Consider the following 12,187-nt stretch of genomic DNA (forward strand, 5'->3'; position numbering starts at 1 on the left):
CAAACGTCAGACGGACTCTTGCCAGCGGCTATCGGCGCGCAACAGGTGCAGATCGCGGTGGAATCGAGTGTACCCAACCCGGTCGAAGAACTCCAAAATCTGTATCGCGCGCTTGCGGCCCAGCGCACTCGCATCGCGAAAAGCAGCCGCGCCGATCCCGCCGCCCTGCTCGTGCGCGGCCTGCGCGACGAGTTGCGCGAGTGCGCCGACCGATGCGCGGCAATAGAACAGATCGCGCACGACCTGAAAGACGTCGCCGCGACGCGCGAGCTTCCTGAGAAGCCTGCGCATCTCGTCTTCGCCGACGGCGTGCGCGTTTGCAAGATCGCGCACCCACGGCGGATCGAAACGGCCTTCCTCGATCGATGCAAGCACCGCGCGCGCGAGCGTTTCCTCCTGTTCATCGAGCGTCACCGCATGCGATGGCAAGTGCAGCCACGGCCCGCTTCGCGCGATCGCTCCGCTTGCCACCGCATCGTCGACAAGCGCGCGCCATAGCGCATCGGGCGCGAGCGGCGCGGCGATGCGGCGCAAGCGCGCGACGTCCGGACCTTGTTCATCGGGGAAACGTGCATGGAAAGCGGCGAGCGCATCGAGAAGACGCGCATGCAGCGCATCCCAGTGACGCGCCGCGATGTAGAGCGTGTCGTCGTGCGTGGAGACGGCGCGCACGCCCTCGGGCGACACCGCGCCACCGTGCAGATGTTCGACGAGCGAGCGCGGCAAGCCATGCGGCGCTTCGTCGAAGAGCGCATCGGCGCGGCCCGTTTCGAGCATCGCGGCAAGCGCGTCGAACCACGCGCGGCGCTGCGGCGTGCGGCGCTTGCGCTCGGGCGCGAACGGATCGAGCACGCGCCCGCCGCCGACCGTCCTGCTCGCCTGCGCATTGCGCACGATGAAGCGATCGCCCGGCAGCGCGCAAGCAGGCTGATCGAAAACGAGCTGCACGCGCGCCGTCTGCCCCGGCGCGAGCGTGTCCGCCTCGAGCAGCGCGACATGCGCGACGCGATGCGTCGTGCCGAGATGCACATGCAGCGGCGTCCAGTGCGACAGCGTGAGTTGCGCGTCGTCGAGCATCGTCAGTTCGACGTCGAGCCGTGCCGATGCCCGCGCGAGCCGCGCATCGACGATCCAGTCGCCGCGTGCTAGCGCGTCTTTCTCGATGCCCGCGAGATTGAGCGCGCAACGTTCGCCCGCGCGGCCCGTCTGCGTTGCGCGATTCTGCGCGTGAATGCTGCGCACGCGCACGGGCTCGATGCGCGCGTCGCGCGGCGCGAGCGCGAGCGTATCGCCGACATTCACGCGGCCCGCGAACACCGTGCCGGTTGCGATCGTGCCCTGCCCCGTCAACGTGAACACGCGATCGACGGCGAGCCGGAAGAAGCCGTCGTCGCGGCGCGTGCGCCAGTGCGCGGCGGCATCGTGAAGATGTGTCTGCAATGCCGCGACGCCCGCGTCGCCAGCCTTCGTCGCGTCGGTATCGAACAAGGGCGCATCGCGCAGCGGGCTTTGCGCGAGCAGCGCGGCGATTTCGGCGTGCACCTCGCGCACACGCGATGCCTCCACGCGATCGCATTTTGTCACCGCGACCGCGCCGCGCGTCACGCCGAGCAGTCCGAGGATCGCGAGATGTTCGCGTGTTTGCGGCATCACGCCATCGTCGGCGGCGATCACGAGCAAGGCGAAGTCGATGCCGCATGCGCCCGCCGCCATCGTATGCACGAGTTTCTCGTGGCCCGGCACGTCGATGAAGCCGAGCACGCCGCCATCGTCGAGCGGCACGTAGGCATAGCCGAGCTCGACGGAAATGCCGCGCGCCTTCTCTTCCTTCAGCCGGTCGGTGTCGACGCCGGTGAGCGCGCGCACGAGCGTCGTCTTGCCATGATCGATGTGTCCCGCCGTCCCGACGATCATTCGCGTGCGTCCTCGCGTGCGTCGCGTGCATCCAGTTGCGCGATGAACGCGGCTTCGTCGGCTTCTTCGAGACAGCGCAAATCGAGCCGCAATGCGCCATCCGCGATGCGGCCGAGCACCGGGCGCGGCAATTCGCGCAGCCGTTTCTCGATGCGATTCAGTTGTCCGCCCGCGCGTTTGCCGCTCGCGAGCCGCACCGCGAGGCCGTAGCTCGGCAGCACGTCGACGGGCAACGCGCCGCTGCCGATCTGGCTGAACATCGGCTCGGAGACGACCGTGAACGTCTCGCCGGCCATGCGCTGCAACGCGGGTTCGATGCGTTCTGCGGCGAGACGCATCGCGTCGGCGGGACGCGTCAGAAGACGCAGTGTCGTGAGACGTTCGGCCAGCGTTTCAGGCGCGCGATACAGCCGCAGCACCGATTCGAGCGCCGCGAGCGTCAGCTTGCCGACACGCAGCGCGCGCTTGAGCGGATGCTTCTTGATCTTCGCGACGAGATCCGCGCGCCCGACGATCAGTCCCGCTTGCGGGCCGCCCAGCAGCTTGTCGCCGCTGAAGGTGACGAGATCCGCGCCCGCCGCGACGGTTTCGCGCACCGTCGCTTCGCGCGGCAAGCCCCATTGTGCGAGATCGACGAGCGTGCCGCTGCCGAGATCCACCGCGACCGGCAAGCCGCGCGCCTTCGCGAGCGGCGCAAGCTCCGCGATCGACACTTCTTTCGTGAAGCCGCTCACTGCGTAGTTGCTGCAATGCACCTTCATCAGGAGCGCAGTCTTCGCGTTGATCGCTTCGTCGTAGTCTTTCAGATGCGTGCGATTCGTCGTGCCGACTTCACGCAGCTTCGCGCCCGCGCGGCTCATGATGTCGGGGATGCGGAACGCGCCGCCTATTTCGACGAGCTCGCCGCGCGACACGATCACTTCGCGGCGCGGCGCGAGCGCGGACAGCGTCAGCAGTACGGCGGCCGCGTTGTTGTTCACGACCGTCGCCGCTTCGGCGCCCGTCAGTTCGCAGATGAGGCCGTTGATGAGGTCGTCGCGATCGCCGCGCGCGCCGGTATCGAGATCGAATTCGAGGTTGGCGGGGCGCGTGAGCATCTCCGCGACGGCGCGCACCGCTTCGTCGGGCAACAGCGCGCGGCCGAGATTCGTGTGCAGCACGGTGCCCGTCAGATTGAAGACGCTGCGCACGTTGCTGCGCGTGCGCTTCGCGAGCTTTGCATCGACGGTGCGCGCGAGTTGCGCATCGCTCAGCGCATCGACGAAAGCGCGGCCTGCCTGCGCATCGGCGCGCCATGCGTCGAGCGTCGCGCGCAAGGCCGCGAGCGTCTGCGTGCGTCCGTATGCGGCGATCACCGCTTCGAATTCCGCCGATGCCAGCACGCGCTCGACCGACGGCACGCGAGCCATCAATGCGCGCAGTTCGCCGCCGTCGCCGCCTTTGACGTCGCTCATCGGTCGTCTTCCGGTTGTTCGGGCCACAACCACGGATGCGGCGCCGCGCGTCTGAAGCCTGCATCGCCCATCAGCAGATCGAGCGTGAGGCTCGCGAGATCGTCGGCGTAAGGTTCGAAGTCGTAGGCCTTCTCCTGATAGCCGATCTTGCGATAGGTGCCGCATTCGTCGCACGATTCGGCCTTGAGCGGCGCGCTTCTCGCCTTCGCGTTTTTTTCCTCTTCGGGTTCGTCGCCGGTGCCCATCACCTGATAGGCGATGCCCTTGGTCGAATCGCAATTCGTGCATTTGGCGCGCACGACATGAAGCTCCGTCGCGCACAGTCCGCATTGCACGTAGCGATAGCCTTCGTACGCGCCGCCCACGCGCACGATGCTCGCGACCGGCATCGAGCCGCATACGGGGCACACGCCGGGCGTGTCGAGATAGGGCACGTCTTTCATGTCGATGCGGCTCGCGAGATCGGTCCACACGACTTGCAGCGCGGCGGCGATGAAAGGCGCGGCGGCCGGATCGATCTCGGCGAAGCGCAGCGCGAGAATCGCGTCGGCTTGAGCGTCGAGCGCGGCGGCGTCGAGCGTGCGCAGGCGCGTGACGAGCTGCGTGAGCGCGGGCGTCAGTGCGCCCGCGGCTTCGATGCCGTCGAGCAGCAGGAACAGCACGTCGCGCCATGCAGGATCACGCTCGTCCGTGAGCGCGGGGACGATCGGCATCGAATGCTGCTGGTTCAGTTCGATCGATGCGCGCGACGGCATCGGCGCGCTGAATTGCGAGAGCACGCGCTGCTGCGTGCCGGCGAGCGCGGCCATCAGGCGCAGATATCCGGCGATGGGATTGCTCGCGTCCGCGAGTTGCAGCAGACGTGCGGCGCGCGCGGCGAATATCGTCGCGCGTTCGGGCATGCGCAAGCGCGGAATGGCCGATGGATCGAGCGATTCGATGCGCTCGGCTTCGACTATGCGTTGGACCACGGAAGGTTTCCTCGCGGGGTAAGCGGTCGACCGAGCATATCAGCAAAATCGATATGAAATGGACCGCACCCCGCACGTATTGGCCCAGCGTCGAGACGGACTTCTACTTCCCGATAATCTCCCTGAACCACCTCGGATGATGCTTCCGCGCCCATCCATACGTAACGGTTCCGCGCGTCATCGCGCCGATCGATCCCTTCACCCACAGCGCCGCATAGATATGCACGATGATCGACACGATCAACACGAACGCCGTCGCCGCGTGCACGACTGAAGCAAGGCGGATGACGGTGATAGGAAAGTAGAACGCGAAGTATCTGCGCCAGATCACGATGCCGCTCACAAGCAGCAACACGAGGCTCGCCACCATCACGAAGAAGAGAATCTTCTGCCCCGCGTTGTACTTGCCGATCTCCGGCAGCCGGTCCTCGCGGTTCGTGAGCACGTCGTTCATCTGCTTCATCCACTGGACGTCGTTCGTGTCCAGATAGTTGTGATGCCAGAAGCGCAGCGCGAGGATCATGAACGACAGGAACATCACGCAGCCAACGAAGGGATGCAGGATGCGCGTCCATTGCCCGCCACCGAAGATCGCATAGAGCCATGCCATCGACGGATGGAACATCGCGAGCCCGGACAACGCGAGCAGTACAAACGTGATCGCGGTTATCCAGTGATTCGTGCGCTCGTTCGGCGTGTAGCGCACGATCAATCGATGACCCTTCACGTCACGCAGTTCGCTATCGTGTTTCATCTGTCCGCTCCTGTCCGCCCTCACGGCGACGCCGCACGTCTTCCGCCTCGCGATGCGCTTCGACTTCGTCTTCGTCGCTGACTTCGTTCGGCCCGATGCGCGTGTAATGGAAGAAGCCCGCCAGCGCCGCGAGCGCGATGCCGACCATCGCAAGCGGCTTGGTCACGCCCTTCCAGATCGAGACGAGCGGGCTGATGTGCGGATCTTTCGCGAGCCCGTGATACAACTCCGGCTGATCCGCATGATGCAGCACGTACATGACGTGCGTGCCGCCCACGCCCGCCGGGTTGTACAAGCCGGCCTTCTCGAAACCGCGCTCCTTCAGGTCTTCCACGCGATCTTCGGCCTGCGCGATCATGTCGACCTTGGTGCCGAACATGATCGCGCCCGTGGGACACGTCTTCACGCACGCCGGCTCCTGCCCGACGGCGACGCGATCCGAGCAAAGCGTGCACTTGTACGCGCGATGATCTTCCTTTGAAATCCGCGGGATATTGAACGGGCAGCCGGTGATGCAATAGCCGCAGCCGATGCAGTTCTCCTCGTGAAAATCGACGATGCCGTTCGTGTACTGAATGATCGCCCCGGGCGACGGACACGCTTTCAGACAGCCCGGGTCCTCGCAATGCATGCAGCCGTCCTTGCGGATCAGCCATTCGAGGTCGCCCTTCGGATTCTCGTATTCGGTGAAGCGCATCACCGTCCACGAATGCTCCGTCAGGTCGCGCGGATTGTCGTAGATGCCGGTCGTGTGACCGACATCGTCGCGCAGATCGTTCCACTCCATGCACGCCGTCTGACACGCCTTGCAGCCGATGCACTTGGACACGTCGATGAGCTTCGCCACCGTGCCTGTCACCGGCTCGCGTATTTGCGTCTGCGGCACGGTGGTCGCCGAGATACGCTTGATATCGAGCGATTGCAGAGCCATCTCGTCCTCCTTATGCCTTCTCGACCTTCACGAGGAACGACTTGAACTCGGGCGTCTGCGAGTTTCCGTCGCCCACGGAAGGCGTGAGTGTGTTGACGAGATAGCCCGGCTGCGTGAGGCCCTTGAAGCCCCAGTGCAGCGGCAGGCCGACGGTGTGCACCTTCTTGCCCTCTACGGTCAATGGTTTGATGCGCTTGGTGACGAGCGCCACTGCGACGATATGCCCGCGATTGCTCGACACCTTCACGCGATCGCCCGCGACGACACCCACTTCTTTCGCATGCTCTTCGCCGATCTCCACGAACTGCTGCGGCTGCACGATCGCGTTCAGGCGCGCGTGCTTGGTCCAGTAGTGGAAGTGCTCGGTGAGGCGATAGGTGGTCGCGGTGTCAGGGAACTTGTCGGCGGTGCCGAACGCGGCGCGATCGGCCGCGAACACGCGCGCAGCCGGATTGCTCGTCACGGCCTTATTGTCCGGGAAGAACGGGTTGTAGCCGAGCGGCGTTTCGAAAGGCTCGTAATGCGCGGGGAATGGGCCTTCGTTCATGCCGTCGCGCGCAAAGAACCGAGCGACGCCTTCCGGGTTCATGATGAACGGACTCATGCCCTTTTCAGGCGGCTCGTCGACCTTGAAGTCGGGCACGTCGGGGCCGCCCCACGCGCGCCCGTTCCACGCAATGAGCTTTCTCGATGGATCGAAAGGCTTGCCGTCCACATCGCACGATGCGCGGTTGTACAGCACGCGACGATTCGCCGGCCACGCCCACGCCCAGCCGAGCGTCTGGCCGATGCCCGTCGGATCGGCGTTGTCGCGCCGGCCCATCTGGTTGCCCGCCTGCGTCCACGATCCGCAGAAGATCCAGCATCCGCTCGCGGTCGAGCCGTCGTCACGCAGTTGCCCGAAGTTCGCGAGCTGCTCGCCGCGCCTGGCGAGCACCTTTGTCTGATCGGTCGGATCGGTGACGTCGGCGAGCGCGCGGCCGTTGAACTCCATGGCGATCTCTTCGGGCGTCGGACTTTCCGGATCGGCATACGGCCAGGTCATCTTCAGGATCGGATCGGGATACTTGCCGCCCTTTTCCTGATAGGCGCGGCGCATGCGCAGCCAGAGGCCCGACATGATCTCGAGATCGCTTCGCGCTTCGCCCGGCGGCGTCGTGCCCTGCCAGTGCCATTGCAAGACGCGCGACGAACTCACGAGCGAGCCGCGTTCTTCCGCGAAACAGCTCGTCGGCAGGCGGAATACTTCGGTCTGTATCTTCGATGAATCGACGTCGTTGAACTCGCCGTGGTTCTTCCAGAACTCCGACGTTTCCGTCGCGAGCGGGTCCATGATGACGAGCCACTTCAGCTTCGACAGCCCCAGCCCGATCTTCGCCTTGTTCGGCGCGGCGGCGAGGGGATTGAAACCCTGGCAGATGTAGCCGTTCATCTTGCCCTGCGCCATCAGCTCGAAGACCTGCAGCATGTCGTAGGACTTGTCGAGCTTAGGCAGCATGTCGTAGCCGAAGTTGTTCTCGGCCGTCGCATTGTCGCCCCACCACGACTTCATGAAGCTCACATAGAACGCGCGATAGTTCTTCCAGTAGCTCAACTGGTTCGGACGCAACGGCTGCGCGGCGCGCTTCTTGATGTAGTCCTCGTACTCCTGCTCGCCTTCCATCGGCAAGGTCATGTAGCCGGGCAGCAGATTCGACATCAGGCCGAGATCGGTGAGACCCTGAATGTTCGAGTGCCCGCGCAGTGCATTCATGCCGCCGCCCGCGATGCCGATGTTGCCGAGCAGAAGCTGCACCATCGCGCCCGTGCGGATCATCTGCGCGCCGACCGAGTGATGCGTCCAGCCGAGCGCATAGAGGATCGTGCCCGCGCGTTTGGGCGCGGCCGTCGTCGCGAGCATCTCGCAGACCTTGAGGAACTTGTCGGTCGGCGTGCCGCAGATCTTCGTCACCATCTCGGGCGTGTACGCGGCGTAATGCTGCTTGAGCAGGTTGTACACGCAGCGCGGATGCTGCAAGGTCGGATCGGTCTTCACGAAACCGTCGTCGCCGCGCTCGTAGTCCCAGCTCGTCTTGTCGTACTTGCGATGCTCCGCGTCGTAGCCCGAGAACACGCCGTCCTTGAACGCGAAGTCCTCGCGCACGATGAACGACATGTCCGTGTAATTCTTCACGTACTCATGCTGGATCTTGTCGTTCGCAAGCAGATAGTTGATGACGCCGCCGAGGAACGCGATGTCCGTGCCGGTGCGGATCGGCGCGTAGAAATCCGCGACCGATGCCGTGCGCGTAAAGCGCGGATCGACGACGATGAGACGCGCGCGCCGATGCGCCTTCGCCTCGGTCACCCACTTGAAGCCGCACGGGTGCGCTTCCGCCGCATTGCCGCCCATTACGAGAATCAGATCCGTGTTCTTGATGTCGACCCAATGGTTCGTCATCGCTCCACGGCCAAACGTCGGGGCAAGACCTGCCACCGTCGGGCCATGTCAGACACGCGCCTGATTGTCGAATGCGAGCATTCCCCAGCTGCGCACCGTCTTGTGTGTCAGATAGCCGACCTCGTTGCTTCCCGCCGATGCCGCCAGAAAGCCCGACGTCAGCCAGCGGTTCACCTTCTTGCCGTCCGGCGTGGACTCGACGAAGTTCGCATCGCGATCTTCCTTCAGCAGCGTGGCGATGCGATCGAGCGCCTCGTCCCACGAGATGCGTTTCCACTCGTTCGATCCCGGCGCGCGATGCTCGGGATACATGAGCCGGCTCGGACTGTGAATGAAGTCGATGAGCGATGCGCCTTTAGGGCACAACGTGCCGCGATTGACCGGATGATCCGGATCGCCTTCGATATGGATGATGCTCGATTTGGCGTTCTTGGCGTTGTCGCCCAGACCGTACATGAGAATGCCGCAACCGACCGAACAGTACGGACAGGTATTGCGGGTTTCAGTGGTGCGCGACAGTTTGTATTGTCGGACTTCGGCAAGCGCCGGCGCCGGCGAAAAGCCCATTGCCGCCAGGCTCGAACCGGCGAGCGTGCTCGCTGAGACCTTGAGGAACTGTCGCCGTGACATTTGGAGCATGGTTGCCCTCGGCGTGTCGTCGTTAAAGTGGGTTACTAAAGTATATGGTGCCCGATTACATCCCGCAGACACCAAGGACACGATATTTGCACCAATGCGCGCATGGCCGTCGCGACTTCATGCACAACTTCGGCAGTGCAGCAAGGCGCGCGCCTGCACACGCCTGTTCTGGAATGGAACGTGCTCGACGGGATGACACATCGCTCCATAGAACCGAGAGGTCGTCATGAGTTCCGTCTCAACGCAAAAGATCGAAGCGGTCGTCAAGAAGGACGCTTCGTGGGCGCTCGGCGCGCTCAAGCAGTTCTCGGAAGATCGCTGCGCCGCGATGGCCGCGAGCATCGCCTTCTATTCGGCGTTCTCTCTCGCCCCGACGCTCGTCATGGTCATCGCCGTCGCGGGCTGGATCTTCGGGCCGGAAGCCGCGCGCGGGCAGCTCTTTCATCAGGTGAACGGGCTGATCGGCGATCAGGCGGCGGCGGGCGTGCAGAGCATCGTCGAGAACGCGCATCGCAGCAGCGGCACCGGCATCGCCGCAATCATCTCGTTTGCGCTGCTCGCGATCGGCGCGTCGGCGACGTTTTCATCGCTTAATACGGCGCTGAACATCGTCTGGCCGATGACCGGCGAACAACGCTCCAGCATCATGACGATGGTCCGCGTGCGGCTCATTTCGTTCGGGCTCGTGCTGGGCGTCGCGTTTCTCCTGATCGTCTCGCTCGTGCTCGATACCGCGATTCAGGCGGTCGGCATGTGGCTATGGGCGAATTCGCCATTCGTGATCGTCGGCGATATCGTTCAGTTGCTGGTCGGGCTTGCGATTCTCACGGCCGCGTTCGGCGCGCTGATGAAGTTTCTGCCCGATGCGCCCGTGCAATGGCGCGACGCGCTCGTCGGCGGGCTCGTCGCGGCGCTGCTCTTCTCGGCGGGCAAGAAACTCTTCGCCGTCTATCTGACACACGCCGGCACCGCGAGCGCGTTCGGCGCGGCGGGATCGCTCGCGGTCCTGTTGATGTGGCTGTACTTCTCGGCCGCCGTGCTGCTGCTCGGCGCGGAGTTTTCGGCGGCGCGCGCCCGCATGCACGATCCGCGCGGCGCGTGGGGCCAGCAGAACAACGGCCGCGTGCCGCCGGGCAGCCGCGCGAAGATCGGCTCGCTGCTCGCGGCATCGACGCGTCCCGGCACGCCGGCCGCAGCGGCGGCGGCTGCATCGGCGCCGACGCCTGCGAACGCAAGCGCAACCGCGGACGCACCCTTGTCCGCGAATGCGCGACGCACGATCGGCGCGCGCGCTCAACACGCCCAGCAACTGACCGGACAGGCGCGCAGGAAAGTGTCCGCCGTGGCGCGGGCGCTGGAGTTGTCGCGCAAGCTCGCGCGAGCCGAATCGACGGCGACGCGCGCCACCGCGCTCGCGATGGTCGGTGCGGGCCGCAAGGCGTCGTCGGCGAACGCGGCGGTGCGCCGGCATCCGTGGCGCGCGGTGCTCTTCGCCGCGGGCGCGGGCATGGCCGTCGCGCTGCTCTCGCGACGCGATGCCGGTCACGCGGACGACGCCGATCCGCGGAACTGACCGGCAATGCCTGCTGTCCGCGAAATCCGAAAAATCGTGTGCTGCGAAAGCGCTTTGTTATTTGAATAGAGCGTAATCGAATATCGGCGCTGAAAATCCCATGTCGAATGTGCGGGTGGGTGCGGAACTTTTCGCAAACACGCCTGTCTCCCGAAATTCGCTTTTGCACACCCGGAAAGCCTTTATGGGCGGGCGTCCGAATCGAGTGTGTGTTTTTTGAGACAGTCTATATTTTTTCGTTTCTTAAGTTACGAAACGTTGCGTTATTCTCTGCGCCGGTAACAACGATTTTAATCATTCGCGTGGAGAATTCGATGAAACGAATCGCACTGACGTCCCTCTCGCTGGCGCTCCTCGGCGCAGCAGGCGCGGCACAGGCACAAACGAGCGTGACGCTCTATGGCGTGATCGACACCGGTCTCGCATATGTGAGCCACGCCAACGGCAACGGCGACCACCTGTTCGGCATGGTCAACGGCACGCTCTCCGGCCCGCGCTGGGGCTTGAAGGGTCAGGAAGACCTGGGCGGCGGCCTGAAGGCGATCTTCCAGTTGGAAAGCGGCTTCGATCCGGGTACGGGTCGTCTGAACCAGGGCGGCCGCGAGTTCGGTCGTCAGGCGTTCGTCGGCTTGAGCGGCAACCAGTGGGGTACGGTCACGTTGGGTCGTCAGTATGACCCGTCGGTCGACATGGTTCAGGGCCTCACGGCCGACAACTACTGGGGCGCTGCATTCGCAACGCCGGGCGACGTCGACAACTACGACAACAGCCTGCGCGTGAGCAACGCCGTCAAGTACGTTTCGCCGGTGTTCTCGGGCTTCCAGTTCGAAGGCATCTACGGCTTCAGCAACCTGGCGGGCACCACGGGCCAAGGCCAGACCTGGGGCGGCGCAGCGACCTACGCGAACGGTCCGTTCTCGATCGCGGCCAGCTACCTGTACGTGAACCAGCCGTCGGCGAACCGCACGGTCGCTGCATGGAACAGCCCGTCGTCGGACTCGCTGTTCAACACGATCATCAACAGCGGCTACGCATCGTCCAAGGCAGTCGGCATCGCACGCGGCGCTGGCCAATACGTGTTCGGCCCGTTCACGGTCGGCGCATCGTACAGCTTCGCGCAATACAAGCCGGACGGCCTCTCGACGTTCTCGACGCAAGAGAAGTTCAACGTCGGCAACGGCTACGTGAACTTCCAGCTGACGCCGGCAACGCTGCTCGGCCTGGGCTACACGTACACGCACGCAAGCGGCGATACGTCGGCGAACTACCACCAGGTCAGCCTGGGTGCGGATTACTCGCTGTCCAAGCGTACGGATGTCTACGCTGTCGGCGCGTACCAGCACGCAAGCGGCTCGCAGCGCGTGACGAACGCGGACGGCACGCAAGCGAAGGTCGACGCTACGGCTTCGATCAGCGACTTCGGCTTCGACAGCGGCCGCAGCCACCAGGAACTGGTGCTGATCGGTCTGCGCCACAAGTTCTAAGAACAACCGCCTCGCGCGGCACGCAAG

Annotated in this window: 8 protein-coding genes; 2 read left to right on the top strand and 6 right to left on the bottom strand. The window is 64.5% G+C overall.

The window, feature by feature from the left end; genetic code table 11:
• Positions 1–6 precede the first annotated feature (6 nt).
• From selB to fdnG, 6 genes are all read right to left on the bottom strand, one after another.
• A complete protein-coding gene (selB, locus tag AWB77_RS24295; RefSeq protein ID WP_061136985.1) occupies positions 7–1,914 on the bottom strand; it encodes a selenocysteine-specific translation elongation factor in 1,908 nt (635 codons plus the stop codon).
• Positions 1,911–3,368 carry an L-seryl-tRNA(Sec) selenium transferase gene (gene selA, locus AWB77_RS24300; protein WP_061136986.1) on the bottom strand — a complete coding sequence of 486 codons (1,458 nt, stop codon included), beginning with the start codon at positions 3,366–3,368 and terminating at the stop codon, positions 1,911–1,913. Before selA ends, selB begins: the two co-directional genes overlap by 4 nt.
• The gene (gene fdhE / locus AWB77_RS24305) at positions 3,365–4,339 is read right to left on the bottom strand and encodes a formate dehydrogenase accessory protein FdhE (protein ID WP_061136987.1); all 975 of its coding nucleotides are present in this window, start codon (positions 4,337–4,339) and stop codon (positions 3,365–3,367) included. Before fdhE ends, selA begins: the two co-directional genes overlap by 4 nt.
• A gap of 103 nt (positions 4,340–4,442) precedes the next feature.
• Positions 4,443–5,093, bottom strand: coding sequence for a formate dehydrogenase subunit gamma (locus tag AWB77_RS24310; protein ID WP_061136988.1), 651 nt, complete (start codon positions 5,091–5,093; stop codon positions 4,443–4,445).
• A complete protein-coding gene (gene fdxH, locus AWB77_RS24315; RefSeq protein ID WP_061136989.1) occupies positions 5,080–6,024 on the bottom strand; it encodes a formate dehydrogenase subunit beta in 945 nt (314 codons plus the stop codon). Before fdxH ends, AWB77_RS24310 begins: the two co-directional genes overlap by 14 nt.
• A 10-nt stretch (positions 6,025–6,034) precedes the next feature.
• Entirely contained in the window at positions 6,035–9,103 is a 3,069-nt protein-coding gene (gene fdnG / locus AWB77_RS24320; RefSeq protein ID WP_082852751.1) for a formate dehydrogenase-N subunit alpha, read from the bottom strand.
• A gap of 226 nt (positions 9,104–9,329) precedes the next feature.
• Between fdnG and AWB77_RS24330 the strand changes: the two genes are divergently transcribed.
• Both AWB77_RS24330 and AWB77_RS24335 read left to right on the top strand, forming a co-directional pair.
• Complete coding sequence (locus AWB77_RS24330; protein ID WP_061136992.1) at positions 9,330–10,676, top strand: YihY/virulence factor BrkB family protein; 1,347 nt, start codon at positions 9,330–9,332, stop codon at positions 10,674–10,676.
• Between the two features lie 314 nt (positions 10,677–10,990).
• Positions 10,991–12,160: a porin gene (locus tag AWB77_RS24335; protein ID WP_061136993.1), complete on the top strand. Its 1,170-nt coding sequence runs from the start codon at positions 10,991–10,993 to the stop codon at positions 12,158–12,160.
• Positions 12,161–12,187: the final 27 nt, after the last annotated feature.

The sequence above is a fragment of the Caballeronia fortuita genome (genome assembly GCF_001544835.2).
Taxonomy (GTDB): domain Bacteria; phylum Pseudomonadota; class Gammaproteobacteria; order Burkholderiales; family Burkholderiaceae; genus Caballeronia; species Caballeronia fortuita.

What these genes read in the sequence shown, in the direction of transcription:
- selB (WP_061136985.1), bottom strand. Translation starts at nt 1,914, where the DNA reads ATGATCGTCGGGACGGCGGGACACATCGATCATGGCAAGACGACGCTC.
- selA (WP_061136986.1), bottom strand. Translation starts at nt 3,368, where the DNA reads ATGAGCGACGTCAAAGGCGGCGACGGCGGCGAACTGCGCGCATTGATG.
- AWB77_RS24310 (WP_061136988.1), bottom strand. Translation starts at nt 5,093, where the DNA reads ATGAAACACGATAGCGAACTGCGTGACGTGAAGGGTCATCGATTGATC.
- fdxH (WP_061136989.1), bottom strand. Translation starts at nt 6,024, where the DNA reads ATGGCTCTGCAATCGCTCGATATCAAGCGTATCTCGGCGACCACCGTG.
- AWB77_RS24330 (WP_061136992.1), top strand. Translation starts at nt 9,330, where the DNA reads ATGAGTTCCGTCTCAACGCAAAAGATCGAAGCGGTCGTCAAGAAGGAC.
- AWB77_RS24335 (WP_061136993.1), top strand. Translation starts at nt 10,991, where the DNA reads ATGAAACGAATCGCACTGACGTCCCTCTCGCTGGCGCTCCTCGGCGCA.